The organism is Muricoccus nepalensis (assembly GCF_006438825.1).
Taxonomy (GTDB): domain Bacteria; phylum Pseudomonadota; class Alphaproteobacteria; order Acetobacterales; family Acetobacteraceae; genus Roseomonas; species Roseomonas nepalensis.
Map to the genome: position 1 here is coordinate 434,177 of NZ_RCZP01000001.1, position 26,510 is coordinate 460,686.

Genomic DNA, 26,510 nt, shown 5'->3' on the forward strand with positions numbered 1-26,510 from the left:
CCGGACTGAAGGGGCGTGCGATGCGGCGGAACCTGGTGAAGCTTCTCGTGGTGGCGGCGCTCGCCGCCCCCCTGGCCGCGGCGGACGCCCAGCAGCCGGCGCCCCAGCCGGCCGCCCTGCCCGAGGGGCAGGCCGCGCCCCACGCCTGGCTCTTCGGAAGCTGGACCGGCGGCATCTTCCCCGCCACCGAGACCGAGGGCGCCGAGTGCGCGGCCCAGCCCACCGTCATCTTCACGCGCGACGTCGTCATGCGCGTCTCGGTGCTGGAGGTCCCCTACCGCCAGCGCCTGATCGAGACCGTCTCGGGCGGCCCCGACGCCGTCGAGTTCCGCCTGGCGCCGCCCGCCGCGTCCATCCCCCCGCTCGGCGGCCGCCTGCCGCCCGACAGCGCCTTCGGCTGCGCCAACCCGAACAACCTGCGGGTGGAGCGGCGTGGGCCGAACGAGATCGTCTTCCCCAACTGCGCGGAATTCCCGAGCCCCCTGAAGCGCTGCACCACGGCGCGCTGACCCGCCCGGCGGCCCCGTGGACGACCCCGCCCCGCCCGGTCCCCCCGGGGCCGAGGACGCGCCGCCCCTGCGCCTGACCGCCCACAGCCTGGGCACCCCGCCGCCGACCCTCCGCCCTGCCCCCGCGCGGCGGGACTGGATGGACGCGACCCCCCAGGCCTTCGCCAACCGCTGCCTGCCGCTCACCATCGCCAACGCCCATGGCTGGGAGGTCGTGGGGGAGGCCGGTTTCGAGGCCTGGTGGAACGGCGGCCCCAACGCCTCCGACATCACCATCCGCCGGGAGGGCGAGGGCCGGCCGGTGCCCGTCAGCCATTTCGGCTCGGGGGTGCTCACCTTCCACATCGACCTTGTCTTCCGCACCGACCCCGGCGTCAGCCTTTGGGTCTCCGGCCCGCCCAACCGGCCCAAGGACGGCATCGCGCCGCTGACGGGCCTCGTCGAGACCGACTGGTCGCCCGCCACCTTCACCATGAACTGGCGCTTCACCCGCCCACGCCACCCCGTGCGCTTCGCGCCCGGCGAGCCCGTCTGCTTCCTCTTCCCCATCCCGCGGAACCTCATCGACCGCGTCGAGCCAATCCTCCGCCCGATCGCCGAGGACCCCGCCCTCGACGCCGCCTACCGCGAGTGGTCCGCCTCCCGCGCCGGCTTCAACGCGGCGCTGAAGGAGCCGGGCAGCGAGGCCCGCGCCCAGGGCTGGCAGCGCGACTACCACCGCGGCCGCATCGGCCCGGCCGAGGCCGACGACCACCGCACCCGCCTCCGCCCGAAGCCCTTCGCGCGCGGCTGAGGCTGGTGCGTCAGGCCGGGCGGCTCACGCCGGCAGCGTCGCCACCGCCAGCAGCCCGCCCCCGGGCCGGTTCCGCAGCACCACGTCGCCCCCATGCGCGCGCAGGATGTTCCGCGCGATCGGCAGGCCGAGCCCCACGCCGCCGGTCTCGCGGTTGCGGCTCGTCTCCAGCCGGCGGAAGGGCTGGAACACCGCCTCCTGGCTCTCCTCGGGGATGCCCGGCCCCTCGTCCTCCACCCGGATCTGGATCGTCCCCGGCGCGGCGCCGCCGGCCCCCGGCGGCACGAGCACCACGCGCGCGGCGTTCCCGTAGTTCGCCGCGTTGGCCACCAAGTTCGCCAGCGCCCGCTTGAGCGCGATCGGCCGCCCCCGCACCGTCAGCCGCTCCGGCCCCTCGTAGGCGAAGGTCTCCGGCGCCGCCGCGGGCCGCGCGTCCGCCGCCTCGTCCAGCACCGTCCGGCAGAGGGCCGCGAGGTCGAGCGGCACCGAGGGCTCGGCCGCCGCGTCGTCGCGCGCGAAGGCGAGGGTCGCGTTCACCATCGCCTCCATCTCCTCGAGGTCGGCGAGCATCTTTCCGCGCTGCTCCTCGTCCTCCATGAACTCGGCGCGCAGCTTCAGCCGCGTGATGGGCGTGCGCAGGTCGTGCCCGATCGCCGCCAGCATCTGCGTGCGGTCGCCGACGAAGCGCCGGATCCGCTCGGCCATCGTGTTGAAGGCGTGGGCGGCGGTCGAGACCTCGAGCGGCCCGTCCTCCGGCATGGGCGGCGCGTTCACGTCGCGCCCCAGCGCGTTGGCCGCCCGCGCGAGGTCCCGCACCGGGCGCGTCAGCCGCCGCGTCGCCCAGACGATCAGCGCCGCCGCCGCCACCGTCATCAGCAGGAAGGCGATGAGGAAGGTCTCGGAGTGCCAGGGCCGGAGCGGCGGCATGTGCAGCCGGAGATTCACCCAGGCGCTCCCGTCCGGCAGCAGGGCCGAGACGTAGAGCGTCCCGAAGCCCATCCCCGCCTGCACCTCCCGCGCCCGCCAGCGCGGCGGCCCGCCGAGGAGGATCTCGGGCCGGACCATGCGCAGCACCTCGGGCGGCGCCGGCAGCATCCCCGTCCGCACCGCCGACCCCGCCTCGAGCGCCGCCTCCAGCCCCTCCGGCAGCTCGAGCTCCGCCAGCATGGCCGCCCGCCGGTCGGGCGGGCTGATCACCATGCTCCGCCAGAGCCCGAAGACGCGGGACGAGGTCTCCCGCTCCATCGCCGCCCGCTGCAGGTCCACCCGGTCCAGCGCGTGGATGGTCAGCCCCGCCGCCTGCACGGCCATGAGGGCGAGGAGCAGGAACAGCGCCGTGCGCGCGGCCAGCGTCCGCGGCCGCACCCGGCGCAGCAGCCGCCTCATACCGGGCCGCCCCCCATCGGCGCATGGGCCGCCTCAGGGGGCCGGCGCATTAGGCCGCCCGCTCGACGTCGGCCGCCAGCACGTAGCCGCCGCCGCGCACGGTCTTGATGAGGCTCGGGTTGCGCCCGTCGTCCTCGAGCTTGCGCCGCAGCCGCGAGACCGCGACGTCGATCGCCCGGTCGAAGGGCCCGGCCTGACGCCCGCGCAGCAGGTCCATGAGCATGTCCCGCGTCAGCACCCGGTTCGGCCGCTCCACCAGCACGGTCAGCAGCTCGTACTCGCCCCCCGTCAGCGGCACCTCTGCCCCGTCGGGGTTCAGCAGGCGGCGCCGCTGCGGCTCCAGCACCCAGCCGCCGAAGCGGATCGCGCTCGGCAGCGGGTCCCGCCGGGCGCCCTCCCCGTGCGCGCGGCGCATCACGGCGCGGATGCGCGCCAGCAGCTCGCGCGGGTTGAAGGGCTTGGCCACGTAGTCGTCGGCGCCCAGCTCCAGCCCCACGATCCGGTCGGTCTCCTCGCCCATTGCCGTCAGCATCACGATCGGCACGTCCGACTGCCCCCGCAGCCAGCGCGCGAAGTCGAGCCCCGATTCGCCGGGCATCATCAGGTCGAGCACGACGATGTGGTAGCGCCCCAGCGGCCAGACCTTGCGCGCCTCCCGCGCCTCCCGCGCCGTGGTGACGCGGAAGCCCTGCTTCTCCAGGAAGCGGGCGAGCAGGTCGCGGATCTCGCGGTCGTCGTCCACGACCAGGATGTGCGGGGCGGTTTCCATTACGGGTACATAGCGCGCCCCGGGCCCCTGTCGCGGGCGGCGCTTGTTACATTCCATGTCCGGACCCCGCTTCGTTGCCCGGCGTTTCACGGTCACGGGATCGCGCCTTCAACCGGCGCCCCGGCGTGCCAGATATCGGCCAACGGCGGCGCCCTCCCCCCCCCAATCCCCGGGGCGCCGTCGCAGGAACGGCGGTGGGCGGCTCGCATCCCCCCTTGTCGCGGCGCCCGCCGCCGTTCACCTACCCCGCCCGATGCCCGGAACGCCCCCCGCCGCCGTCGCGCCCGCCGCCCTGGCCGGTGAGCCGCCCGCCTGGGCCGCCACCGGCCTCGCCGCCCTGGCCCTCGCCGACCCCCTCCTCCACGGCGTGCTCGCCACGGCCGGGCCCCTGCTCTGGCGGCGCCGCGCCCCGGGCTTCCCCGGCCTGCTGCGGGCCATCTGCGGCCAGCAGATCAGCAACCACGCCGCCGGCGCCATCTGGGCGCGCCTCCGCGCCCTGCCCGGCGCCCTCGACCCCCGGGGCCTGCTCGCGCTGGACGACGCCGCCCTCTGCGGCGCGGCCGGCCTGTCGCGCCCCAAGGCCGCCCACGCCCGCAGCCTCGCCGCCGCCATCCTCGAGGGACGCCTCCGCCTCCACGACCTGCCGGCCATGACGGACGCCGAGGCCGTGGCGCACCTCTCCGAGACCCGCGGGCTCGGCCGCTGGACGGCCCAGGTCCACCTCCTCTTCGCCGAGGACCGGCCGGACCTCTTCCCGGAGGGCGACCTCGCCCTCGCCGCCTCCCTCGCCCATCTCCGCGGCCTGCCCGCGCGCCCGGCGCCCCGCGCCCTGGCCGCCCTGGCGGAGGACTGGGCCCCCTGGCGCTCGCTCGCCGCCCGGCTTCTCTGGCACCACTGGCGCCACGCCACCGGGCGCCCCGGCAAGGACCCCGAGGATGACGGCTGACCCAGGGAACCCCGGCCTGGCCGCGGGCCGGACGATCACCTTCCTCTACACGCGGGACCTGCCCCGCCTTGCCCGCTTCTACGAGGAGGTGCTCGGCCTCGAGCATCTGGTCAGCCAGCAATCCCCGGCCGGCGGCCGCGTCCGCCTCCTCCGCGCGAGCGCGACGGCCCTCCTCGGCCTCTGCGACATCCCCGGCCGCCCCCTCGGCACGGCGGGCGTGCTCGTCAGCTTCGCGGTCGCCGACCTCGACGCCGCCGTCACCGCGCTCGCCGCCCGGGGGGTGGCCTTCGAGGGCCCGCCCTCCCTCGGCATGGGCGGCACCGTCCGCAGCGCCTTCTTCCGCGATCCCGAGGGCTACCGCCTGGAGGTCCAGTCCTTCCTGCGGGACGGCGGGGCGGCCTGGCTTCCATGACCCGTCAGTAGCCCAGCGCCACTGCCGCCTCGCCGATCGCCCAGAACAGTGGGAAGGCGATCACGAAGGCCAGCATGGTCTCGCGCAGGGCGTCGTTGGGGAGGAGGGGGCGGGTTGCGGCGTGGAGGTATCGCATGGACGTTAGTGAACAAAACATGAACTAATCGGACAAGCATAGACTGCGTCCCGCCCCCCCGCCGCCCGGACACGAACCCGTGCGCGGCCGCGCCGCCCCCGTCGGCCCGCGCCCGGCCCCTCCCCCCTCGCCCGGCACGCCACTTGCTGCGACATTGGGGACAGCGGCCCGTCCCGGCCGCACCACACGGGGGGACAAGGTGCCGGCCTTCGACGAGATGCACGAGAACGGACGGGTTCGCGCCCCTTACGCGGGGATCGCGCGCTACCTCGAGGCGGCCGGGGGCCAGGAGCTCGAGGCCAAGCGGCGTGAGGCCGAGGTCCTGTTCCGGCGCATCGGCGTGACCTTCGCCGTCTACACCGAGGGCGGCGACCCCGAGCGCCTCATCCCCTTCGACGTCATCCCCCGCATCATCGGGCGCGGCGAGTGGGAAGGCCTCCGGCGCGGGCTGGAGCAACGGGTCCGCGCCCTCAACGCCTTCCTCGCCGACGTCTACGGCCCCCGCCGCATCCTGGACGCCGGCCTCGTCCCCGCCGACCTCGTCCTGAAGAACGAGGGCTACCGCGCGATCATGGAGGGCTTCACGCCCCCGGGCGGCGTCTACACCGTCATCTCCGGCATCGACCTCGTCCGCACCGGCCCCGACGAGTTCTTCGTGCTCGAGGACAACTGCCGCGTGCCCTCCGGCGTCTCCTACATGCTCGAGAACCGCGAGGCGATGATGCGCCTCCTCCCCAACCTCTGCGCCGCCCACCGCATCGCGCCCGTCAGCCACTACCCCGAGGAGCTGCTCGAGACCCTCAAGTCCCTCGCGCCCCCGGCCTGCAGCGGCGAGCCCACCGTGGTCGTCCTCACCCCCGGCCCCTTCAACTCCGCCTATTACGAGCACTCCTTCCTCGCGGACGAGATGGGCGTGGAGCTGGTGGAGGGCGCGGACCTCTTCGTGCGCGACGAGACCGTCTTCATGCGCACCACCGCCGGCCCGCGCCGCGTCGACGTCATCTACCGCCGCGTGGACGACGAGTTCCTCGACCCCCTCGCCTTCCGCGAGGATTCGACCCTCGGCGTTCCCGGCCTCATGACCGCCTACCTCGCCGGGCGCGTGACCCTGGCCAATGCCCCCGGCGCCGGCATCGCCGACGACAAGGCGATCTACCCCTTCGTGCCCGAGATGATCCGCTTCTACCTCTCGGAGGAGCCGATCCTCCGCAACGTGCCGACCTACATGTGCGAGCGGGACGAGGACCGCGACTACGTCCTCGCCCATCTCGGGGAGCTCGTGGTGAAGCTCGCGCGCGGCTCGGGCGGCTACGGCATGCTCGTCGGACCCCACAGCACCGCGGAGGAGCGCGCGGTCTTCGACGCCCGCATCCGCGAGCGCCCCGCCGACTACATCGCCCAGCCCACCCTCGCCCTCTCCACCGTGCCCACCCTCTGCGCGGGCGGCATGGCGCCCCGCCACGTCGACCTCCGCCCCTTCGTCCTCTTCGGGCGCGAGCAGGTGCGCATGGTCCCGGGCGGCCTCACCCGCGTCGCGCTGCGCGAGGGCTCGCTCGTCGTGAACTCCTCCCAGGGGGGCGGCACGAAGGACACCTGGGTGCTCGAGCAGGACCCGCCCCCCATGTCCCAATCCATGGGCCCGGGCACCATGACCCAGAGCCTGGGCGGCATGACCCAGACCCTCGGTGCCATGGACCCCATCCCCCGGAAGCCCCGCTGATGCTCGCCCGCACCGCCGACAGCCTCTTCTGGCTCGGCCGCTACATGGAGCGCGCGGGCAACGTCGCGCGCAGCCTGAACGCCTCGCTCCGCATGGCCGCCCTCGCCGCCCCCCGCGGCACCGAGACCGCGGAGTGGGAGGGGCTGCTCGCCGCCACCGGCACCGGCGCCCACTACGCGGAGCTCTACGGCGAGCCCACCCCCGACGGCGCTGCCCGCTGGCTCACCCTCGACACGCTGAACCCCTCCTCCGTCAGCGCCTGCTTCGAGGCCGCCCGCCGCAACGCCCGCGCCGTCCGCACGGCGCTGACCGTCGACATGTGGGAGGCCGTGAACGACAGCTGGATCGACCTCCGCAAGCTCGATCCCGGCGACGCCGGCGGCGACCGGCTGATGGGCTTCCTAGACTGGGTGATGTCGCGCGCCGTGCTGTTCAACGGCGCCGCCATGGACACCATGCTGCGCGACGACGCCTGGCGCTTCGTCCGCCTCGGCACGATGCTCGAGCGCGCGGACAACACCGCCCGCCTCCTCGCCTCCCGCCGCCACGCCTTCCTGCCCGGCGCCGAGGAGGACGCGGCGAGCCACGCGCAGTGGCAGGGGCTGCTCCGCTCCGTCTCGGCGCTGCGCGCCTACCAGCACATGTTCCGCGACCGCCTCCGCCCCGCGCGCGTCGTGGAGCTGCTGCTCATGCGCCCCGAGCACCCCCGCTCCGTCTCCGCCTGCTACGAGGAGGTGAACGCCATCCTCAGCGTCCTCGCGATGTCGGACGGCGAGGACCGCGTCGCCTGCCGCCGCCTGGCCGCGGCGCTGCGCGGCCGCTGCGTGGCGCAGAGCCCGGCGCGCCTCATGGACGGCGGCCTGCACGACCTCCTGGCGGAGGTGATCGACGGCAACGGCAACCTCGGCACCTCCATCGGGAAGTGCTTCCTGGTGGGCTAGCGCCCCACGAGGCGCCCCACGAAGCGCCCTACCGGGCTGCCGGAAACGAAGCGGCCGCTCGCGTGTTGCCCTCGCGCGAGGCAGGAGCCCGGACGGGAGCCACGGTGATGACCTACTGCGTCGGCCTCTTCCTGCGGGGCGGGCTCGTGATGCTCGGGGACACCCGCACCAACGCGGGCGTCGACAACGTCTCCACCTTCGCCAAGCTCTACACCGCGGGGGTGGAGGGGGAGCGCGCCCTCTGCCTCCTCTCCGCCGGCAACCTCGGCATCACCCAGGCCGTCTGGAACCGCCTGCAGGAGGGCGTGCTCCTCGACGGCGAGACGCAGACGCTGCTCACCGTGCCGACCATGTTCCGCGCGGCCCAGCTCGCCGGCGCCGCCATCCGCTCGGTCTTCGCGACGGACGGCGCAGCGCTGAAGGCCCAGGGCCTCTCCTTCAGCGCCTCCTTCCTCATCGGCGGTCAGGTGAAGGGCGGGCCGCACCGCCTCTTCCTCGTCTACTCCGCCGGCAACTTCATCGAGGCCACGGCCGACACCCCCTTCCTGCAGATCGGGGAGCACAAGTACGGCAAGCCGATCATCACCCGCGTGCTGACCCACGACACGCCGCCCGAGGACGGGGTGAAGCTCGTGCTCGTCAGCATGGACGACACGCTGCGCACCAACCTCTCCGTCGGCCTGCCGCTCGACCTGCTCGTCTACCGCGCGGACTCCCTCGCCCTCTCCCCGGTCCGCCGCATCACGGCCGACGACCCCTACTTCGCGGGCCTGCGCGAGGGATGGTCCGGCCGGATGCGCCAGACCTTCCGCGACCTCCCCTCCCCCGACTGGCTCTGAGCCCGGCCCGTGGGGTGGATCGGTCAGACCGGGATCTCCGCCGCCGCGCGCGGCTCGTGCATCGGGCAGCCGCTGTGCTCGGCGCGGAAGCGCGAGGACATCTCGTAGGCGGGCTTGCGGGCGCGGTTGATGGAGCCAAGCGGCCGGTGCGCCGCCAGCCCGTGCCAGGGGCTGAAGGACATGCCGAGGTCCACCGCGCGCGACCGCTCCTCGCTCCAGGAGGGCTGCGCGGGGACGCGGAGGCGGGCAACGGTCACGAAGGGGCTCGCCTCCTCCGGCCAGGGCACGGAGGCGTCCTCGACGGGCATCGTCTCCGCATCGGTGCAGAGCTGCACGCGCAGCTCCCACTCCGCGTCCTGCGAGGCGAAGTAGGCCATCACCTCCTCCCGCAGCGCCTCCGGCCGGCCGGCCACGTCGACCTTCCGGCCGGCGTAGCGCCGCAGCAGGGGCGTGACGGGGGCGACGGAGAACTTCGCGACGTAGGGGCCGTAGAGGAAGGGGGTCGCGCTGTAGAAGGTCTCGCCGAGGATATGCGTGTTCGGGTGGCCGCCGAGCGCGCTCAGCGTCGGGCTCTTGCCGCCCACGGCCTCGAGCGCCGCCTCCGCGCCGCGGAGAACGGCCGAGGCGGCCTTCTTGAGGACCTGCGGCGTGTCGGTCGTCGCGGCCAGCACGCGCGCGCTGGCGAGGAAGCGCTTGGCCGAGGGCGCCACGAAGGCGGGGGCGTTCACGAGGACGAAGTCCTGCGTCGCCATCCCCTCCGAGCCTGGCAGGCGCTCCCCCTCCACGCCCACCACCTTCACCGCCAGGCCGCGCGGGACGGAGACGCTGTCGTCGAGCAGGTCGCCCGGGTTGGTGGAGAAGCGGAGCACCGCGGGGTAGGTGGCGGGGCGGGCGAAGAGGCCCTGGGCGTAGCGGGGCGCGAAGCCGCCGAGGACCGTCAGCTCCCCGCGGAGCAGGCCGTGGCTCTTCGCGTGGACGGCGCGGACGGGGTAGCCGTAATGCGCGTTGGTGGTCTCGACGATGCCGCGCATGGTCTCGACGAGGCCCGCGGTCGTCTCGGCCTCGTCGGGCTCGCGGTGCTCGAGCTCGGGGCTGTAGGGGACGGGATCCTGGATCATGCGGGGCTCCTGCGAACCCGCCTCCAACGCGCCGGGCGACCGTCCCGTTTCGGGGGCGCAAGGCGGATGTGGCGGGGATGCCACAGGCGCCGGCGTCTTGTTCACGGGACTGTGAATGAGCGATCAAGCGTTGCTAACGTCAGCCCATGAGCACCTTCCGAGCCCTCTCCCTCCCCGGCCGCGTCGTCCTCGTGCACGACATGCCCGACCAAGTCGTGGTCTCCGAGTTCGACGTCGCCGAGGCGTCGACGCTCCTGCGCCAGATCGAGGACGCGCTGGCCAGCGTGCTGCGCGGCCTGTCCGAGCAGGCCAGCGGGCCGCTGCTGCCCGAAACGGTGGGCTGACGCCCTCACGCCGTCACGCGGCCAGCGCGCCGCGGATCGCGGCGAGGGCCTCTCCGGCGCGGGCGCCCTCCGGGCCGCCGGCCTGGGCCATGTCCGGGCGCCCGCCGCCGCCCTTGCCGCCGACCGCGGCCGAGGCGGCGCGGACGAGGGTGACGGCGTCCGCCTTGCCCTTCGCGGCCTCGCCGACGGCGACGACGATGCTCGCCTTGCCCTCCGCGGAGGAGACGAGGGCGACGACGTCAGCGGTGCCGCCCTTGAGGATGGCTTCCGCGAGGCCCTTGAGGTCGCGGGGCGGGACTTCGCCGAGGTCGCGCAGCGAGACGCGGAGGCCGGCGAGCTCCTCGACCTCGGCGGCGCTGCCGCCGGTGGCGAGCTTGCGGCGGAGGTCGGCGACCTCGCGCTCGAGCTTGCGGCGATCCTCGAGGAGGGCCGCGATTCGGGCGGGGACCTCATGGGCCGGGACCTTGAGGCTGGCCGCGGCCTCGCGGAGGAGGCGCTCCTCCTCCTCGATGATGGCCAGCGCCGCGGGGCCGGTGACGGCCTCCACGCGGCGGACGCCGGCGGCAACGGCGCCTTCATTGACGATCTTGAAGAGGCCGATGTCGCCGGTGCGGGCGACGTGGGTGCCGCCGCAGAGCTCCAGGCTGTAGACGCCGTGACGCGAGGTGGCCTCGGGGTCGTGGGCCATGCCGACGACGCGGACCTCGTCGCCGTACTTCTCGCCGAAGAGGGCCATGGCGCCGGCCTCGACGGCCTGCTCGGGCGTCATCAGGCGGGTGGTGACCTCGGCGTTCTCGCGGATGCGGGCGTTCACCTCCTGCTCGACCCAGGCGAGGTCCTCGGGGGATATCGGCGTGGGCTGGGAAACGTCGAAGCGGAGGCGGTCGGGGGCGTTGAGGCTGCCCTTCTGGGCGACGTGGTCGCCGAGGCGGCGGCGGAGCGCCTCGTGCAGGAGGTGGGTGGCGCTGTGGTGGGCGCGGATGGCGCTGCGGCGGGAGTGGGCGACCTCCGCCAGGACGGCGGCGCCGGTGGTGGCGGTGCCGTGCTGGACGGTGCCGAGATGGACGAAGAGGCCGAGCTTCTTCTGGGTGTCGCGGATCGCGATCTGGAGGCCGTCGGCGGTGATGAGGCCGGCGTCGCCGACCTGGCCGCCGGACTCCGCGTAGAAGGGGGTCTGGTTGAGGACGACGGAGACCTCGGTGCCCTCGGGGGCGGTGGTGACCTCCTGGCCGTTCGCGACGAGGGCGAGGATGGAGGCCTCGGCGCGCTCGGTGGTGTAGCCCTGGAACTCGGTGCCGGTGCCGAGGCGTTCCTTGATGTCGAACCAGAGGGATTCGGTGGCGGCGTCGCCGGTGCCGGACCAGGCGGCGCGAGCGCGGCGGCGCTGCTCGGCCATGGCGGTCTCGAAGCCGGCGGTGTCGACGGGGCGGCCCTCGGCGCGGAGCGCGTCCTGGGTGAGGTCGAGGGGGAAGCCGAAGGTGTCGTAGAGGCGGAAGGCGACGTCGCCCGGGAGGGGCTGGCGGTCGCCGAGCTTGGCGGTTTCCTCGGCGAGGAGGCCGAGGCCGCGCTCGAGGAGGTGGCGGAAGCGGGTTTCCTCGAGGCGCAGCGTCTCGGTGATGAGGGATTCGGCGCGGACGAGCTCGGGGTAGGCGGCGCCCATCTGGCGGTTCAGCACGGGGACCAGGCGGGGGAGCAGCGGGTCGCGCGCGCCCATCATGTGGGCGTGGCGCATGGCGCGGCGGAGGATGCGGCGGAGGACGTAGCCGCGGCCCTCGTTGGAGGGGAGGACGCCTTCCGCGATGAGGAAGGCGCCGGAGCGGAGGTGGTCGGCGACGACGCGGTGGCTGGCCTTGAAGGGGCCGTCGGGGTCCTGGCCGGTGGCCTCCGCACTGGCGAGGATGATCGCGCGGAAGGTGTCGGTGTCGTAGTTGTCGTGGACGCCCTGGAGGATCGCGGTGAAGCGCTCCATGCCCATGCCAGTGTCGATGGAGGGGCGCGGGAGGGGGCGGCGGGTGCCGGCCGGCTCCTCCAGGTACTGCATGAAGACGAGGTTCCAGATCTCGATGAAGCGGTCGCCGTCCTCGTCCGGGGAGCCGGGGGGGCCGCCGGGGATCGCCTCGCCGTGGTCGTAGAAGATCTCGGAGCAGGGGCCGCAGGGGCCGGTGTCGCCCATGCGCCAGAAGTTGTCCGAGGTCGCGATGCGGATGATCTTCTCGTCCGGCAGGCCCGCGATCTTGCGCCAGAGGGCGGCGGCGTCCTCGTCCTCGCTGTAGACGGTGACGAGGAGCTTCTCCTTGGGGAGCGCGAAGTCGCGCGTCAGCAGGGTCCAGGCGTGGGTGATCGCCTGCTCCTTGAAGTAGTCGCCGAAGGAGAAGTTCCCCAGCATCTCGAAGAAGGTGTGGTGGCGGGCGGTGTAGCCGACGTTGTCGAGGTCGTTGTGCTTGCCGCCGGCGCGGACGCATTTCTGGGCGGTGGTGGCGCGGTTGTAGGGGCGGCGCTCCGCCCCCGTGAAGACGTTCTTGAACTGCACCATGCCGGAGTTGGTGAAGAGCAGCGTGGGGTCGTTGCGCGGCACCAGGGGGCTGCTGTCCACGACGGAATGTCCGTTGCGGGCGAAGTAGTCCAGGAAGGTGGCGCGGACGTCGTTGCTGCTGGTCATGGCGGTGGTTTTGGTTCCGATTCCTCGCGGGAACGCGACCGGGGCGTGTAGCCCGGCGGGGGGCGGCGCGTCGAGGGGCGGGGCCGGCGGCGCGATCACGGCCACGCATTCCTGACCGAGGCGGGGATGCGCTTGCGGCCGAGGGCGGCTTTCGCGAGGGCGGTGAGGGCTTTCAGGTGGGCTTTGGCCGCCGCGAGGGAGGCGCGGGTGGGTTCGAGGCGGGGGTGCGGGGCCCGCGCGACGATTTCGGACAAATGCGGGTCGGGGAGGAGCCAGGGCGGGGCGTTGAGCGCGCTGCGGAGGCCGAGCCGGCGGATGAGGAGAAGGAGGGGCATGCCGCCGAGGCGAGCCGCGCGACGGGTGGCGCGGCAGATGGCGTACTCGATGGTGCGGAGGGGGTGGTTGGGGGCGGCGTCGTGCAGGGCCTCGAGCAGGCGCTGCCAGAGGCCGGCGTGGGTGAGGCGGCGGAAGAAGCGGGCGACGGTCTGGGGGTTGCCGTACTCGGGCGGGAGGGTGCGCCAGGGGTCGCCCAGGGTGTGGGCGAGGTGGAAGAGGGCGTCCATGCGGGCGCGGAGGTCGGGGATGCGGCGGCCCTGCGGGGCGCGGGGGAGGACGTAGGGGAGGAGGGCAGCCCAGGCGTCGTCGGAGAGGGGGGTCCAGGGGCGGGGTGGGGTGAGGCGGGACATGGGGGCTCCTCCCTTCGAACCATGCACGCTGAAGGAATTTTTTCCTTTTGTCAAGAACTGATTAGATCCACGATCTCTCACCCACAAACGTCGCTCCCCATCAACGATCACAAACGTTCTGTTAAAAGCCGAACTCCACCGCGTCGTAAAAACAGATCAGCTTTCGAAAGAAAGATGCGTAAGAGCCCTTAAGCATTCTCTGTACATTCTGCTCAAGGAATACCCGCAAGACATTTGTATCCACTTCGTCTCTTTGCTGAAAGGGAATCATCAATAAAGCTTTCTCTGGCGTAGTCTTCTCCAACATCTCTGCCGTTGTTAGCCCAAAAAATTCGCGTTCATATTGTTTGCGGTAGCTTTCGACTTCAAAGCCTTCTTTGTTCGTTCTTTTCACGATCGTTCTAGCCGCATCAAAGTCGGATCGGTCCAGAGCTGCCTGCGAATCGACTCCAGCAGCACGCAAATAGCGGAAGGCAGGGATATATCGATTGGACAACCTCAAGAAAGAAGGATAAGACGATTTTAGCAGATCAACCGCCGAATACTGAGATTGATCCCGAACTATGTCCGCAAGAATGTCATCCGGAAGCACCCCCGCATATCCACGGGCACCCAAAGACGATCTAACAAGGTCAGAATGAATTTCGAATGCTTCACTCTGCTGTTTCGTTGCAACACCCACTCCAACTACAAACTCCACATCTTCCTTCTGGTCTATCTCATCTAGATCTAACACAGCAAGTTTGGTCTCAGGTGTCGACGACCGCACCAACTCGTACATCTGCTCTTTACAATACCGAAGTACACGCGCCGGAATGCGTCTCTTGGTGGCATCAACGGCCGCGTAAATCTTAGAAAAATCGTCAGTTATAATATTCGTAACTCGAATTCGATCTCGGCCGATGGTTATCATAGCTCCTTCAAACGCGTCCCCCTGACCTTCGGCAGGTCGTCCCACAAAGATGAGATTACGTTCGAATTGCACTAGTTTATCAGGCGTTAAGCATTCAGCAATAGAAGCAATAATTGCTTGTATATGTGGGTCGTTGATCGAGTAACCTAAGAAAATCACTGGATGCTCGACGAAGATTGTAATTAGCTTGGCCGCCAGATAGGGATTTCTCTTCTGAAAATCAGCGTAATCTTCACGAGTAAGTACCAAAGACGCAGGCTGACTAGAGCAGCCGTGTATTTTGTAGATCTCCGCAACGGATTGAGGGTTTGAAAATAACAGCTCCTGCTGCCCTATGAAGACTTTATAATCAGGAAAGAGTTCTTCAAGAAGCAGGTCCCAGTTAGTAGTAATAATACCATCAACGTTCATCTGGGAGAGGAGTTCTATCTCCTGCTTCAACATGCCATCCCTCTCGTAATCTACCGAAATAGCACGAAGGTGATTCGAGATTTCAATTTTGAGCGCTGACGCAAAATCATTAACCTGCCCACCAAATAAACGTCTGCTTTGCTCATAATCGGGAGCTGCCCACCAAAACTCGTGAAAGTCCTTCGCAATCAATGATGCTGTGTATGGCAAATCGCCATTGGCGCTAGAAAGATAGTAGCGATAATCCTTGAGTCCTACGCAAAAACGCTCCAGCAACTTGGACCACGTTTCTAGCCCGATGTAGCGCCGGGCAAAGCCGGAACCAACAAAGAGGAAAGGTGCCCCACCACTTCTCTGGAGAAGTTGCGTGAGTTCTACCGTGATGTCTACCACTACTTACTCCCACAAAAATAGCGGCACTATCAACAAATGGACCTGCTCAAGGGTCCACATTTTTATTGCGACCATTCTAAGCAAAAAAGGCCGCAATCCATAAGGATTGCGGCCGAACTTAGCGTCGTGACGTTCTAACTACTCCGCCGCGGCGGCGGCCTCCTCGGCGTCCGGCGCGACCATCATGGCGTTGGCGACCGCGTTCGCCTGGTCGCGGATGCGCTTCTCGATGCTGTCGGCCAGCGTCGGGTTGTCGCGGAGGAACTGCTTGGCGTTCTCGCGGCCCTGGCCGATGCGCTGGCTGTCGGCGGAGAACCAGGCGCCGGACTTCTCGACCACGCCGGCCTTAACGCCGAGGTCGATGAGCTCGCCGACCTTGGAGACGCCCTCGCCGTACATGATGTCGAACTCGACCTGCCGGAACGGCGGGGCCATCTTGTTCTTCACCACCTTCACGCGGGTCTGGTTGCCGACGACTTCCTCGCGGTCCTTGATCTGGCCGATGCGGCGGATCTCCATGCGGATGGAGGCGTAGAACTTCAGGGCGTTGCCGCCCGTGGTCGTCTCCGGGTTGCCGAACATGACGCCGATCTTCAGCCGGATCTGGTTGAGGAAGATCATCATGCAGTTGGAGCGGCTGATGGAGCCGGTCAGCTTGCGCAGCGCCTGGGACATGAGGCGGGCGTGGAGGCCGACGTGGCTGTCGCCCATCTCGCCCTCGAGCTCAGCGCGGGGGACGAGGGCGGCGACGGAGTCGATTACCAGGACGTCGATCGCGCCGGAGCGGACGAGGGTGTCGGCGATCTCGAGGGCCTGCTCGCCGGCGTCGGGCTGGGAGATGAGGAGGTTGTCGATGTCGACCCCGAGCTTGCGGGCGTAGGTGGGGTCGAGGGCGTGCTCGGCGTCGATGAAGGCGCAGGTGCCGCCCAGCTTCTGGGCCTCGGCGATGCACTGGAGGGCGAGGGTGGTCTTGCCCGAGGATTCCGGGCCGTAGATCTCGACCACGCGGCCCTTGGGGAGGCCGCCGATGCCGAGGGCCAAGTCGAGGCCGAGGGAGCCGGTGGAGATGACCTCCACCTCCTCGTTAATCTGCTTGCCTCCCATCCGCATGATGGAGCCCTTCCCGAAGGAACGCTCGATCTGGGAGAGAGCGGCCTCGAGAGCCTTGTTCTTTTCCATACTGGAAGTGCCCCTTGCGTTCGGTGGACGCGGTGTTTGCGTGCCACCGGCGGATGAGTGGATGGGTTGTTACACCACCGCCTCACGCGCTTGTTAAACGGCCGGGGCGGTTGCGCACAAGCGCCAAACGCCGCCCCGGTCCGTGATGTTCATATTATGTTCAGGGTTCCGGAATCAAGGGGAACGGCGTGGTTCAGGGGAGGCCCGCGACGGTTTCGACGAGCTCGGCGGGGCGGTAGGGCTTGGGGAGGAAGGTGGGGCGGGGGTGGAGGGGGGGGAGGCCCCTGCCCTGCCCCGCTGCGCCTTCCCCGCCCGGGGCCGGGCCCGTGTCGGGGGCGGCGAGCTCGTCGCGGAGCGAGGCCTCGGCGTAGCCGCTGACGAGGACGACGGGCAGGCCGGGGCGGCGGGCGCGGAGGGCGCGGGCGAGGGCGAGGCCGTCCATGCCGGGCATGGTGATGTCGGTGACGAGGGCATCGGGCTCGAGGCCGTCGTCCACGAGCTCGAGGGCGGTGTCGCCGTCCTCGGCCTGGGTGACCTGGTGCCCCGCGCGCTCGAGGGCGACGGCGGAGAGGCGGCGGAGGGGGGCCTCGTCGTCCACGAGGAGGATGCGGAGGCTCCTGGTGCGGGGCGTGGGCGGGGCGGCGCGGTTGAAGTTGGCGGGCTCGGGGCCGGGCGGGGGGGCGGCGGTCGCGGCGGGCGCCGCCGGCTCGGCCTCGTGGCGCGGAAGGGCGATGCGGAAGCGGGTGCGGCCCGGGCGGCTCTCGATCTGCAGGGCGCCGCCGGACTGGCGGACGATGCCGTGGACGGTGGCGAGGCCGAGTCCGGTGCCGCCCTGGGCGGCGCGGGTGGTGAAGAAGGGCTCGACGATGCGCTGGAGGACCTCGGGCGGCATGCCGGGGCCGGTGTCCGTCACCTCCAGCACCACCCAGCGGCCGGGCGGGAGGGGGTCGGGGATGCCCGGTTCCTCGCGCAGCGCGACGGCGGTGTCAGTCGCGATGGTGAGGCGGGCCTCGCCTTCCGGCAGGGCGGCCATGGCGTCGCGGGCGTTGGTGGCGAGGTTGAGGAGGACCTGGTCGAGCTGGACGGGGTCGACGCGGACGCGGCGGCCGAGGGCGTTGGGGCGAAGCTCGAGGGCGACGCGGGTGCCGAGGAGGCTGCGGAGCATCGGCGTCATGGCGGTGACGGTGTCGTCGAGGTTCACGACGCGGGGCTCGAGCTGCTGGCGGCGGGCGAAGGCGAGGAGGCGGCGGACGAGGGCGGCGCCGCGGCCGGCGGCGTCGAGGGCGGGCTGGAGGTCGGCGGCCGCCCCGGGCGCGGCGACGCGCGCCTGGTCGACCGCGGAGACGATGATCGAGAGAAGGTTGTTGATGTCGTGCGCGATGCCGCCCGCGAGCTGGCCGACGGCGCGCAGGCGCTCGCCGGCGGCGGCCTCCTCGCGGCGGCGCGCGCGCTCGGAGAGGTCCTCGACGAGGAGGAGGCGGGGGCCGTTTGGCAGGGGGGCGAGGCGGAGGGCGGCGAGGGTGGGCGCCTGGCCCTCGGGGCGGGCGAGCTCGGCCTCGAGGGCGGGGGCGCCGGGGGCGTCGAGCCAGGCGAGGAGGGCGGCGCGGTGGTCGGTGCCGACGAGGCTGGCGACGGGGGTTCCCGGGCGGAGCGGCACGGCGGGGCCGAGGAGGCGGCGGAGCGCCGGGTTGGCGTGGAGGAGCGCGTCGGCCTCGTCCAGGAGGGCGGCGCCCTGGGGGAGCGCGTCGAGGATCGCGAGGAGGCCGGATTCCGGCGCCCGCACCGACCGAGAGAGTCCGAGCGCGCGCCGGATGCTGTCCACCATGGGCGCATGCTTACCGCACGCGGGGGTTGTGTCCACGGGGGACGATGCGGGGGCGGAGCGATTTTGCCGGGGTGTGCGCCGGGTGTGCGCCGTGGGCCGGGCCGCTGCGGCGGGTTCGGCCAAGGCTTCGGCGCGGGCCTCGACTTTGGTCCGGCGGCGGCCAACCTTTGGCCGGGTCACGGCCCCCCGGAGTTCCCTCATGCACGACACGCCCACGGCGCCCCGCCCCGACCTCGACCTGCTGGGGGAGCTGGAGCGGAAGGTTCTCTGGCTGGCGACCTGGATGATCCACAACGCCAACCACCTGCGGGAGACGGGCGACGGGCTGAAGGTGGGGGGGCACCAGGCCTCCTCCGCCTCGATGGCGACGATCCTGACGGCCCTCTACCTTGCGGTGCTGCGGCCGGAGGACCGGGTGGCGGTGAAGCCGCACGCCTCGCCGGTCTTCCACGCGATCCAGTACCTGCTCGGCCGGCAGACGCGGGAGAAGCTAGAGAACTTCCGGGGCTTCGGGGGGGCGCAGTCCTACCCGTCGCGCACGAAGGACACGGACGGGGTGGACTTCTCGACGGGCTCGGTCGGGCTCGGCGTCGCGCAGACGCTCTTCTCCTCCCTCACTCAGGACTACCTGCGGGCGCGGGGCTGGGGCGGGGACGGGCCGGAGGGGCGCATGGTGGCGCTTCTCGGCGACGCGGAGATGGACGAGGGGAACATCTTCGAGGCCCTGATGGAGGGCTGGAAGCACGGGCTGCGCAACACCTGGTGGGTGGTGGACTACAACCGGCAGAGCCTCGACGCCGTGGTGCGGGAGGGGCTGTGGTCGCGCCTGGAGGCGACCTTCCGCAACTTCGGCTGGGACGTGGTGGTGCTGCGGCACGGCACCCTGCAGCGGGCCGCCTTCGCGGAGCCGGGCGGGGAGCGGCTGCGGGACTGGATCGAGGCCTGCCCCAATCCCCTCTACTCCGCGCTGACCTTCCAGGGGGGCGCGGCCTGGCGGCGGCGGCTGCTGGACGACCTCGGCGACCAGGGGGAGGTCTCGGCGCTGATCGGCCGGCGCTCGGACGAGGAGCTGGCGGCGCTGATGGGCAACCTTGCCGGGCACGACCTGCCGATGCTGCTCGACGCCTTCGAGGCGGCGCGCGGGCACGACCGGCCGACCTGCTTCATCGCCTACACCATCAAGGGATCGGGCCTGCCGCTGGCGGGGCACAAGGACAACCACGCGGGGCTGATGAACCCCGAGCAGATGGAGCGCTTCCGGCGCGGGATGCGCGTGCGCGAGGGGCACGAGTGGGACCGCTTCGAGGGGCTGGACGCGCCGCCCGCGCGACTGGAGAGGTTCCTGGCGGACGTGCCCTTCGCCCGGAGGGAGGCGCTGCCGGCGGCGCCCGCGGTCCCGGTGCCCGCGGCGCTGGCGGTGCCGATCGCGGCCTCGATGTCGACGCAGGCGGGCTTCGGGCTGCTGATGCACGAGATCGCCAAGGGGGAGACGGCGCTGGCCGCGCGGATCGTCACGGCCTCGCCCGACGTCACGGTCTCGACCAACCTCGGGGCCTGGGTGAACCGGCGGGGGCTCTTCGCGAAGGAGGAGATGGCGGACCTGTTCCGCAAGGAGCGGATCCCGTCGACCTTCAACTGGACCTTCTCGCCGTCGGGCCAGCACATGGAGCTCGGCATCGCCGAGATGAACCTCTTTACCATGCTGTCCGCGCTCGGCCTCGCGCACGACACCTTCGGGGAGCGGCTGCTGCCGGTGGGCACGCTCTACGATCCCTTCATCGAGCGCGCGCTCGATGCGATGAACTACGCCTGCTACCAGGGGGCGCGCTTCATCGTCGTCGCGACGCCGTCCGGCACCACGCTCGCGCCCGAGGGCGGCGCGCACCAGTCGATCCGGACCCCGCTGATCGGCCTGGCGCAGGACGGGCTCGACAGCTTCGAGCCGGCCTATGTGGACGAGCTGGCCGTCATCCTGCGCCACGCCCTCGCGCGGATGCAGGAGCCGGAGGGGGCCTCGGCCTATCTCCGCCTCTCCACGCGCGTCGTCGAGCAGCCGCGGCGGGCGATGACGCCGGCGCTGGCCGCGGACATCCTGGCGGGCGGCTACTGGATGCGCGAGCCCGGGCCGAACCCCTCCGTGGTGATCGCCTATGCCGGCACGCTGGCGCCGGAGGCGATCGAGGCGGTGGGGCTGATGGCGGAGGACCGGCGGGACGTCGGGCTGCTCGCGGTCACCTCGGCGGACCGGCTGCACGCGGGCTGGACGGCGGCGCAGCGGGCCCGCGAGGGCGGGGAGGCGGCGGAAAGCCATGCCGAGCGGTTGCTGGCCCCCCTGCCCCCGCACTGCCGGCTGGTGACGGTGCTGGACGGGCATCCCGCGACGCTCTCCTGGCTGGGTTCCGTGCACGGGCACCGCGCGCGGGCGCTCGGCGTTGAGCGCTTCGGGCAGACGGGGACGATCGCCGAGCTGCGGCGGCACTACGGCATCGACGCGCAGGGGATCGCGGCGGCGGCGCAGGCGGTGGCGCCGGGGCGGCCGATCCGGCACCTGCGCGTGGCTTGGTGAGAGGCGTGCGCGGCGCCCCACGTCCGGCGCTTTCCCCGGGCCGGGCGCCGGCCTAGCGTCAGGGGAAAGCGGGGGGAACGGGCATGCGGCGGGTGGCTTGGCTGGCGGGGCTGCTCGCCCTCTCGGCGCCGGCGGCGGCGCAGGTGACGCGGTTCGAGGTGACGGAGGACGTGCCGGCCTTCGAGGGGCGCGCCTTCGGGGCGGCGGGGAGCTACCGGCGGGTGACGGGGCGGGCGACGATCGCCCTCGACCCCGCGGACCCGCGCAACGCCGTCATCGCGGATCTGGCGGCGGCGCCGCGCAACGCGGCGGGGCGGGTGGAGGCGGTGGCGGACGTCGTCATCCTGCGGCCGGAGGACCCGCGGCGCGCGAGCGGCACGCTGCTGCTCGACGTGCCGAACCGCGGGCGCAAGCTCGCGCCGCAATTGTTCGACGACGCGCCGCAGCCGGGCGCGAACAACCTGGCGGCCGCCGCGGACGCGGGGATCGGCTTCCTGGCGGGGCGCGGCGCCACGGTGGCCTGGGTGGGGTGGCAGGCGGACATCCCCTCGGCGCCGGGGCAGCTCGCCCTCGCGGCGCCGGTGCTGCGGGGCGTGACGGGGACCGTGCGGGAGGAGTTCGTCTTCGACCACCGGCGGAACCCCGCGACGGCGACGCTCGCCTGGCCGCTGGCCGAGCCCGCGACTTTATCCGTGACGGTGCGGCAGGCCTGGGCGGACCCGCGCGCGACGCCGCCGGGGCTGGCCGTGCGCGCGCTGGACGCGCGGCGGATCGAGATCTCGCGGGCGGAGGCGGGTTTTGACGCCGCGGCGCTGCACGAGGTGACCTATGTGGCGCGCGACCCGGTGGTGCTGGGGATGGGCTTCGCCGCGGTCCGCGACGTCGTCGCCTTCCTGCGGTGGGACGCCACGGACGCGAACCCGCTGCTGGCGGGGGGGCGGCCGCTGGTGCACCGCGCGATCGGCTTCGGCGTGTCGCAGTCGGGGCGCTTCCTGCGCGACTTCCTCCACCTCGGCTTCAACGAGGACACGGCGGGGCGGATCGTCTTCGACGGGATGATGCCGCATGTGGCGGGCGCGCGGCGGATGGCGACGAACCTCCGCTTCGGCCAGCCCGGGCGCAACCCGCGCCACCCGCAGGACCCGGCCTGGCCGGCCGACGCCTTCCCCTTCAGCTACGCGGTGCTGGAGGACCCGCTCTCTGGCCGGCGGGACGGGCTGATGGGGCGCTGCCGGCTGAGCGGCACCTGCCCGCGCGTGATGCAGACGGACAGCGAGCACGAGTGGTGGGCGTCGCGCGCCTCGCTGCTCGTGACGGACACGGCGGGGAACCACCTCGACCTGCCGCCGGACGTGCGCGCCTACATGATGGCGGGGACGCCGCACTTCGCCGAGCCCGGGGAGGCGGACGGAGGCGGCGCGGCGATCGAGGCGATGGCGCTGCCGCGGAACCCCATGCACGCGGGGCCGCCGATGCGCGCGCTGCTGGCCGCGATGGAGGCCTGGCTGGCGGAGGGGCGGGAGCCGCCCGCGAGCCGGGTGCCGATGCGCGCCCACGGCACGCTGGTGCCGGCGGCGGCGGCGATGCCGGCGGTCATTCCCGGCCTGCCCTATGCCGGGATCCACACGGCCGCGGCCCTCTCCGACCACGCCGCGGTGCCGCCGCGCGAGATCGGGCGCTACCCCGTCTTCGTGCCGCGGCTGGACGGGGACGGGATGGCGGTGGCGGGGGTGCGGGCGCTGCCGCTCGCGGTGCCGCGCGCGAGCCTCACCGGGTGGAACCCGCGGGCGGCGGGCTTCGGGGCGGGCGCCCTCTACCCGCTGCAGGGCGCGAGGGTGCCGCTGGCGCCGACGCGGGAGGCGCGGCTGGCGGCGGGGGACCCGCGCCCGTCGCTGGCCGAGCGCTACGCGGACGGGGCGGGCTATGCCGCGGCGGTGGAGCGGGCGGCGGCGGAGGCGGTGGCCGAGCGGCTGCTGCTGCTCGAGGACGCGGCGCGGCTGGTCGCGCGGGCGCGGCTGGAAGGGGCGGCCCCGCCCCGCTGAGGCGGGCGGGGCGGCCCGGGGTCGCCGGGCGTCAGGGGCCGGGGTTCAGGGGTCAGGGGGTCGGGTCCCAGACCGCCACCTTCTCGCGCGGGACGATGCGGACGGCCTCGAGGTCGCCCTCGTCGAAGAGGAACTCGGCGAGCTGGTAGGGCGGGCCGTTCAGCCAGCGCGAGAGCTTGCGGGGGTCGGCCGCGCTCTCGTCGGTGGCCCAGGTCTGGGCCTCGCCGAGGGGGCGGGGCGTGACGACGCGGTCGATCCGCACGGCCGCGACGCTGCGGGTGCCGATGTCGGTGCAGCGCCAGAGGGCGCGGCCCGTGGAGAAGGCGGTGCCGATCCCGAACGCGGCGCCGTCGGACCGAACGAGGCGGGGCTGGCGCACCTGGGCGGCGCCGGCGAGGGCGATGCGGGCGATGCGCTGGAGCTCCGCGGGCGGCAGGGAGAGGCCGAGGTCGGGCGTCGTCGCCAGCAGGGTGGCGGCCGCCTCGATCTCCGCGTCGCTGACCGTGGGAGGCAGGTTCATGGCGGGGCTCCTGCGAGGTGGCCCCGGGGCGGCGCGGGCTGGCGCCGGAGGCCCGGGCGCCGCGGCCTTGCCCGGGGTCGGGTGGCGGACGGCCCCATCCTGGCGGGTTGCGGGCCGGTCGTGAACCGGCGGGGGCGGCGGGACGGCCCGGCGCGGGTGGATTGGCCCGGCAGCGGGTGTCCGGGGCGGGTGTCCGGGGCGGGTGTCCGGCGGGGTCCCGGGGGCGGCGTGGCGGCCACGGTGCTGGCCGCCCGGTGGTGCCGGGGGCGGGGTTTTGGCGAAAGGGGCGGTTTGGGCGGGGCGGCCGGGCGGGGCGTGCCGGTCAGGCCGGGGCGCGGCCCGCCTGGCCCTGGGCCAGCCCGCGCAGGCCCGGCTTGCCCGGCGCGTAGGGGGCGCCGGCCCAGCGCGCCTCGGGCTCCAGCAGGGGGGGCCGGCTGGCCTGGGCCGCGGCGCCCCCGGCGCGGGCGATCATCGCCGCGCGGGAGTTGACGCCGAGCTTGGCGAAGATGCGGCGCAGGTGGGTCGCCACCGTCCAGGCGCTGATGTCGAGCATCGCGCCGATGCACTTGTTGGGCAGGCCGTTGGCCACGAGGCGGATGATCTCCGCCTCGCGCGGGCTGAGGCGCACGTCGTCCGCCAGGCGCCGCCGCGTCAGCGCGTAGCGGAAGCCGTCGAGGTCGAAGCTCACCAGCGTCTCCTGCCCGTCCTCCTCGGCCGCCGGGGCGGGCGAGAGGGCGAGGCTGTCCAGCGCTTCCACGATCGTGTCGAGGATGGAGCGGGCCGGCCGGTCGGGCGCCGGCGCCTCCGCGGCGGGGAGGGCGATGGTGCCCTGCGGTTGCGCCATGGCTTTCCCTCCTTCGTTCTTCCCCGGCGGGGCCTTGCCCCGCGGCCGCCACCCGCCCGGGTGCTTTCCGGTCCGGACCATCCTGGCCCCGCGCCGGGGCCGCAAGAAACAATGACAGGGTTTCCGAGCCGGCAACTGTGCGTTGTGTCACGCGGCGGTTCCTAGTCGCTCATCCGTGCGAAGCACCCTTGGGCGAGACGCGGGCGTGTTCCCCGGCACGTGCGTCTCGCGCCGGCCCGCCGCGGCACGCTTTCATGCCCCGATCGAACCCAGCGGAGGCGGTGATGAGCACGGGGACCATGTACGAGCTTCAGGGCGAGTTCAGCCCGCTGCACGAGCGGCCGGATCCGGAATTCGGCCGCTTCCTGCGGCGCGCCTTCAAGACGCTGGCGCCGATGGCGGCGCGCCTGGTGGTGGGCGCGATCCCCGGCGTGGGCGCCGTCGCCGGGCCGCTCGCGGGGAACCTCGTGCGCTCCCTCACGCGCGAGCAGCAGGAGCAGCTCGAGGCCGCGCTGCACGAGCTGGGCTCGGGCGCGAGCGGCGAGGCCTATGGCGAGTTCGGGGAGTTCGGGGAGCAGGAAGGCGAGCTCAGCCCGGAGACGATGTACGGCGAGATGTCGGGCGAGATGACCCACGAGTTCGGCGGCGCCCCGGAGTGGAGCGGCGAGGCCGAGTTCGGCCAGGAGATGGCGGGCCTCGGCGAGTTCGGGGAGTTCGGCGAGGGCGGGTCGCAGCCGGAGGGCGAGATGGGCTTCGGCGGCGCGGGCGGCGAGATGGCGCTGATGGAGCAGATCGCGCACGAGGCCGCGGCGGCCCATAACGGGGTGGCGGCCGAGGCGCTGGCGGGAAGCCTGGTGCCGCTGGCCACGCGGCTCGCCCGCGCGGGCGCCCCGGCGCTCCGCCGCGCGACGCCCGCGCTGGCGATGGCGGCGGGGCGGCTGGCGGGGGCGATGCGGCGCAACCCGGCCACGCGCCCTCTGGTGCGCGTGCTGCCCTACGTGCTGACGCGCACGGCGCAGGCGATGGCGCGCGGGGCCGGCATGGGCCAGCCGATGCCGCCGCAGCGCGCGGTGCGGATCATGGCCGGGCAGACCTACCGCGTGTTCAGCAAGCCGGACATCGCGATCAGCATCCTCGTCCGCAGCGGCCGGCGCCCGCGCGTGACGATGCGGCGCGGCTACTGAGCGCCCCTCCTCAACGTAGCGCCCCCCAACGCCTTGCCCTGGGCAGGAGCCATGCCGAGCCTCGCCGCCACCATCGACCGAGAGGCGGCCGTCCCGCCGGGCGGCGCGGACGGGCGGGCGGGCGAGGCGGACCAGCTCGCGCGCTGGATCCGCCTGCAGTCCCCGACCGCGCTGCGCCACGCCGCGGCGCTGCGGCCCTTTCTGCGGGACGAGTTCGGCAGCGGGCCGGCGGCGCCGAGCGACGGGCACCTGGAGGCCGCCAACGCCCTGACCGGCGATCTCCGCCGCAACGTGCTCGCGATGTCGCGCGAGATCGCGCGCGCGGCCGCCGCCCCGGCGCCGGACCGCGCCGCGCTGGCCCGGCTGCTCGCCTCGCGCGAGGCGATGCTGAACTGGGTGCGGCGCGCCGAGGACATCTGGGGGTTCTACCTCGCGCTGTTCGGGCAGCGGCAGTCGCGCTTCGGGCCCATGCTGCTCGCCTGCGACCGCATCGCGCTGGACTGCTACCAGTACGTCTACACGGGGATTGGGCGCGCGAAGCCCGTCCCCTCCCCCGCGCCGTTCTGCTACATGGAGACGGGTCTTGGCCCGGCGACCTGGCGGCGCGGCATCGCCATGGCGAAGCTGGGGCGGCGGCCCAATCCCTTCCCGCTGATCCAGCTTCCGCACCACCGGCTGGTCAATCCCTGGACGCTCGGCGCCGTGCTGCACGAGAGCGGGCACAACCTGCAGTCCGACCTCGGGCTGTGGCAGGCCGTGCCGCTGGCGATCGCGCGGCGGCTGCTCGAGGCGGGGATCTCCCCGGCCGTCGCGCGGGTCTGGGCGCGCTGGCACCAGGAGACCTGGGCGGACCTCGTCGCGGTGCTGCTGGGGGGGCCGGAGATCGTGGCCTCGCTGATGGACGTCACCGCGCGCTCGGCCCGCAGCACGCAGCGCTTCGACCCCGCCGGCGTGCACCCGACGCCCTGGCTGCGCATCCCCATCAACATCGAGCTCCTGCGCCGGATGGGCTTCGAGGAGCGCGCGCGCGGGTTCCGGCAGGCCTGGGAGCGGCTCTACCCGCCGCCGCCGCCCGGCGCGATCCCGCGCGCGCTGCTGGAGAGCTTTCCCCGGGCCTGCGAGGCGGCGGTGGACGCGATCGCCTTCCAGCCCTTCCCGCAGCTCGGCGGGCGGAGCCTCGCGGGCTCCGTGCGCTTCGAGGCGCGCGACCAGGGGCTGGTGGAGGAGGCGGCGCGGCGCCTGGCGGAGAGCCGCGACCCCGGCATCGTGCCCGCGGTCTTCCTTGTCGGCGCCGCGCGGCATGCGCTCGACCGGCGCTGGGCGGCGCCCGGCACCATCGCGGGCAACTTCTACCGCGCGCTGGTCCGGAGATAGG

The 26,510-nt window shown here is 72.8% G+C and carries 23 protein-coding genes; 12 read left to right on the top strand and 11 right to left on the bottom strand.

Annotated elements, in window-relative coordinates; genetic code table 11:
- Window positions 1–20: 20 nt before the first annotated feature.
- Window positions 21–509 (top strand): hypothetical protein, encoded by a 489-nt coding sequence (locus EAH89_RS01895; protein ID WP_194152292.1) that lies wholly within the window; start codon window positions 21–23, stop codon window positions 507–509.
- Window positions 510–525: 16 nt separating this feature from the next.
- Window positions 526–1,302: a DUF6065 family protein gene (locus EAH89_RS01900; RefSeq protein ID WP_241666798.1), complete on the top strand. Its 777-nt coding sequence runs from the start codon at window positions 526–528 to the stop codon at window positions 1,300–1,302.
- A gap of 24 nt (window positions 1,303–1,326) precedes the next feature.
- Here EAH89_RS01900 and EAH89_RS01905 read toward each other — a convergent pair whose 3' ends face one another.
- Window positions 1,327–2,688 carry an ATP-binding protein gene (locus tag EAH89_RS01905; protein ID WP_241666799.1) on the bottom strand — a complete coding sequence of 454 codons (1,362 nt, stop codon included), beginning with the start codon at window positions 2,686–2,688 and terminating at the stop codon, window positions 1,327–1,329.
- Window positions 2,689–2,737: 49 nt separating this feature from the next.
- Window positions 2,738–3,457: a response regulator gene (locus EAH89_RS01910; RefSeq protein ID WP_140881056.1), complete on the bottom strand. Its 720-nt coding sequence runs from the start codon at window positions 3,455–3,457 to the stop codon at window positions 2,738–2,740.
- A gap of 253 nt (window positions 3,458–3,710) precedes the next feature.
- Here EAH89_RS01910 and EAH89_RS01915 point away from each other — a divergent pair, with 253 nt between their 5' ends.
- Both EAH89_RS01915 and EAH89_RS01920 read left to right on the top strand, forming a co-directional pair.
- Window positions 3,711–4,403: a DNA-3-methyladenine glycosylase family protein gene (locus tag EAH89_RS01915; RefSeq protein WP_161993451.1), complete on the top strand. Its 693-nt coding sequence runs from the start codon at window positions 3,711–3,713 to the stop codon at window positions 4,401–4,403.
- Complete coding sequence (locus tag EAH89_RS01920; RefSeq protein ID WP_140881058.1) at window positions 4,393–4,815, top strand: VOC family protein; 423 nt, start codon at window positions 4,393–4,395, stop codon at window positions 4,813–4,815. The genes EAH89_RS01915 and EAH89_RS01920 overlap by 11 nt, the downstream gene beginning before the upstream one ends.
- 4 nt (window positions 4,816–4,819) lie before the next feature.
- Here EAH89_RS01920 and EAH89_RS32990 read toward each other — a convergent pair whose 3' ends face one another.
- The gene (locus EAH89_RS32990) at window positions 4,820–4,951 is read right to left on the bottom strand and encodes a hypothetical protein (protein WP_277753757.1); all 132 of its coding nucleotides are present in this window, start codon (window positions 4,949–4,951) and stop codon (window positions 4,820–4,822) included.
- A gap of 199 nt (window positions 4,952–5,150) precedes the next feature.
- On the opposite strand from EAH89_RS32990, the gene EAH89_RS01925 reads away from it, so the two are divergent.
- From EAH89_RS01925 to EAH89_RS01935, 3 genes are all read left to right on the top strand, one after another.
- Window positions 5,151–6,671 (top strand): circularly permuted type 2 ATP-grasp protein, encoded by a 1,521-nt coding sequence (locus tag EAH89_RS01925; RefSeq protein WP_456306478.1) that lies wholly within the window; start codon window positions 5,151–5,153, stop codon window positions 6,669–6,671.
- A complete protein-coding gene (locus EAH89_RS01930) occupies window positions 6,671–7,612 on the top strand; it encodes an alpha-E domain-containing protein (RefSeq protein WP_140881059.1) in 942 nt (313 codons plus the stop codon). Before EAH89_RS01925 ends, EAH89_RS01930 begins: the two co-directional genes overlap by 1 nt.
- 107 nt (window positions 7,613–7,719) lie before the next feature.
- Complete coding sequence (locus EAH89_RS01935) at window positions 7,720–8,451, top strand: peptidase (RefSeq protein WP_140881060.1); 732 nt, start codon at window positions 7,720–7,722, stop codon at window positions 8,449–8,451.
- 23 nt (window positions 8,452–8,474) lie between these two features.
- On the opposite strand, the gene EAH89_RS01940 is transcribed toward EAH89_RS01935, so the two are convergent.
- Complete coding sequence (locus EAH89_RS01940) at window positions 8,475–9,569, bottom strand: catalase family protein (protein ID WP_140881061.1); 1,095 nt, start codon at window positions 9,567–9,569, stop codon at window positions 8,475–8,477.
- Between the two features lie 146 nt (window positions 9,570–9,715).
- On the opposite strand from EAH89_RS01940, the gene EAH89_RS01945 reads away from it, so the two are divergent.
- Window positions 9,716–9,913: a hypothetical protein gene (locus EAH89_RS01945; RefSeq protein WP_140881062.1), complete on the top strand. Its 198-nt coding sequence runs from the start codon at window positions 9,716–9,718 to the stop codon at window positions 9,911–9,913.
- Between the two features lie 13 nt (window positions 9,914–9,926).
- Here the strand turns inward: EAH89_RS01945 and alaS are convergent, their stop codons facing one another.
- The 5 genes from alaS to EAH89_RS01970 all read right to left on the bottom strand — a co-directional run bounded on the left by alaS (window position 9,927) and on the right by EAH89_RS01970 (window position 17,979).
- Window positions 9,927–12,572 (bottom strand): alanine--tRNA ligase, encoded by a 2,646-nt coding sequence (gene alaS / locus EAH89_RS01950; RefSeq protein WP_140881063.1) that lies wholly within the window; start codon window positions 12,570–12,572, stop codon window positions 9,927–9,929.
- Between the two features lie 95 nt (window positions 12,573–12,667).
- Window positions 12,668–13,258, bottom strand: a complete 591-nt coding sequence (locus tag EAH89_RS01955) for a transposase (RefSeq protein ID WP_140881064.1) — start codon at window positions 13,256–13,258, stop codon at window positions 12,668–12,670.
- 121 nt (window positions 13,259–13,379) lie between these two features.
- Window positions 13,380–14,975, bottom strand: coding sequence for an SIR2 family protein (locus tag EAH89_RS01960; protein ID WP_140881065.1), 1,596 nt, complete (start codon window positions 14,973–14,975; stop codon window positions 13,380–13,382).
- 138 nt (window positions 14,976–15,113) lie between these two features.
- A complete protein-coding gene (gene recA / locus EAH89_RS01965) occupies window positions 15,114–16,154 on the bottom strand; it encodes a recombinase RecA (protein ID WP_140881066.1) in 1,041 nt (346 codons plus the stop codon).
- A gap of 193 nt (window positions 16,155–16,347) precedes the next feature.
- Window positions 16,348–17,979, bottom strand: a complete 1,632-nt coding sequence (locus tag EAH89_RS01970) for an ATP-binding protein (protein WP_140881067.1) — start codon at window positions 17,977–17,979, stop codon at window positions 16,348–16,350.
- 199 nt (window positions 17,980–18,178) lie between these two features.
- Here EAH89_RS01970 and EAH89_RS01975 point away from each other — a divergent pair, with 199 nt between their 5' ends.
- Both EAH89_RS01975 and EAH89_RS01980 read left to right on the top strand, forming a co-directional pair.
- Window positions 18,179–20,545, top strand: a complete 2,367-nt coding sequence (locus EAH89_RS01975) for a transketolase (protein WP_140881068.1) — start codon at window positions 18,179–18,181, stop codon at window positions 20,543–20,545.
- An 83-nt stretch (window positions 20,546–20,628) separates the two neighbouring features.
- The gene (locus tag EAH89_RS01980; RefSeq protein ID WP_140881069.1) at window positions 20,629–22,587 is read left to right on the top strand and encodes an alpha/beta hydrolase domain-containing protein; all 1,959 of its coding nucleotides are present in this window, start codon (window positions 20,629–20,631) and stop codon (window positions 22,585–22,587) included.
- Between the two features lie 52 nt (window positions 22,588–22,639).
- Here EAH89_RS01980 and EAH89_RS01985 read toward each other — a convergent pair whose 3' ends face one another.
- Together EAH89_RS01985 and EAH89_RS01990 are read right to left on the bottom strand one after the other, a co-directional pair.
- The gene (locus EAH89_RS01985; RefSeq protein WP_140881070.1) at window positions 22,640–23,107 is read right to left on the bottom strand and encodes a hypothetical protein; all 468 of its coding nucleotides are present in this window, start codon (window positions 23,105–23,107) and stop codon (window positions 22,640–22,642) included.
- A gap of 322 nt (window positions 23,108–23,429) precedes the next feature.
- Complete coding sequence (locus tag EAH89_RS01990) at window positions 23,430–23,951, bottom strand: helix-turn-helix transcriptional regulator (RefSeq protein WP_140881071.1); 522 nt, start codon at window positions 23,949–23,951, stop codon at window positions 23,430–23,432.
- Window positions 23,952–24,235: 284 nt separating this feature from the next.
- Here EAH89_RS01990 and EAH89_RS01995 point away from each other — a divergent pair, with 284 nt between their 5' ends.
- Entirely contained in the window at window positions 24,236–25,135 is a 900-nt protein-coding gene (locus EAH89_RS01995) for a hypothetical protein (protein ID WP_140881072.1), read from the top strand.
- A gap of 51 nt (window positions 25,136–25,186) precedes the next feature.
- Entirely contained in the window at window positions 25,187–26,509 is a 1,323-nt protein-coding gene (locus tag EAH89_RS02000; protein WP_206667423.1) for a hypothetical protein, read from the top strand.
- The last annotated feature ends 1 nt before the right edge of the window (window position 26,510 follow it).

Coding starts and splice junctions, on each gene's coding strand:
- EAH89_RS01895 (WP_194152292.1), top strand. CDS start 21: ATGCGGCGGAACCTGGTGAAGCTTCTCGTGGTGGCGGCGCTCGCCGCC.
- EAH89_RS01905 (WP_241666799.1), bottom strand. CDS start 2,688: ATGAGGCGGCTGCTGCGCCGGGTGCGGCCGCGGACGCTGGCCGCGCGC.
- EAH89_RS01910 (WP_140881056.1), bottom strand. CDS start 3,457: ATGGAAACCGCCCCGCACATCCTGGTCGTGGACGACGACCGCGAGATC.
- EAH89_RS01915 (WP_161993451.1), top strand. CDS start 3,711: ATGCCCGGAACGCCCCCCGCCGCCGTCGCGCCCGCCGCCCTGGCCGGT.
- EAH89_RS01920 (WP_140881058.1), top strand. CDS start 4,393: ATGACGGCTGACCCAGGGAACCCCGGCCTGGCCGCGGGCCGGACGATC.
- EAH89_RS32990 (WP_277753757.1), bottom strand. CDS start 4,951: ATGCGATACCTCCACGCCGCAACCCGCCCCCTCCTCCCCAACGACGCC.
- EAH89_RS01930 (WP_140881059.1), top strand. CDS start 6,671: ATGCTCGCCCGCACCGCCGACAGCCTCTTCTGGCTCGGCCGCTACATG.
- EAH89_RS01935 (WP_140881060.1), top strand. CDS start 7,720: ATGACCTACTGCGTCGGCCTCTTCCTGCGGGGCGGGCTCGTGATGCTC.
- EAH89_RS01940 (WP_140881061.1), bottom strand. CDS start 9,569: ATGATCCAGGATCCCGTCCCCTACAGCCCCGAGCTCGAGCACCGCGAG.
- EAH89_RS01945 (WP_140881062.1), top strand. CDS start 9,716: ATGAGCACCTTCCGAGCCCTCTCCCTCCCCGGCCGCGTCGTCCTCGTG.
- alaS (WP_140881063.1), bottom strand. CDS start 12,572: ATGACCAGCAGCAACGACGTCCGCGCCACCTTCCTGGACTACTTCGCC.
- EAH89_RS01955 (WP_140881064.1), bottom strand. CDS start 13,258: ATGTCCCGCCTCACCCCACCCCGCCCCTGGACCCCCCTCTCCGACGAC.
- recA (WP_140881066.1), bottom strand. CDS start 16,154: ATGGAAAAGAACAAGGCTCTCGAGGCCGCTCTCTCCCAGATCGAGCGT.
- EAH89_RS01970 (WP_140881067.1), bottom strand. CDS start 17,979: ATGGTGGACAGCATCCGGCGCGCGCTCGGACTCTCTCGGTCGGTGCGG.
- EAH89_RS01975 (WP_140881068.1), top strand. CDS start 18,179: ATGCACGACACGCCCACGGCGCCCCGCCCCGACCTCGACCTGCTGGGG.
- EAH89_RS01980 (WP_140881069.1), top strand. CDS start 20,629: ATGCGGCGGGTGGCTTGGCTGGCGGGGCTGCTCGCCCTCTCGGCGCCG.
- EAH89_RS01985 (WP_140881070.1), bottom strand. CDS start 23,107: ATGAACCTGCCTCCCACGGTCAGCGACGCGGAGATCGAGGCGGCCGCC.
- EAH89_RS01990 (WP_140881071.1), bottom strand. CDS start 23,951: ATGGCGCAACCGCAGGGCACCATCGCCCTCCCCGCCGCGGAGGCGCCG.
- EAH89_RS01995 (WP_140881072.1), top strand. CDS start 24,236: ATGAGCACGGGGACCATGTACGAGCTTCAGGGCGAGTTCAGCCCGCTG.
- EAH89_RS02000 (WP_206667423.1), top strand. CDS start 25,187: ATGCCGAGCCTCGCCGCCACCATCGACCGAGAGGCGGCCGTCCCGCCG.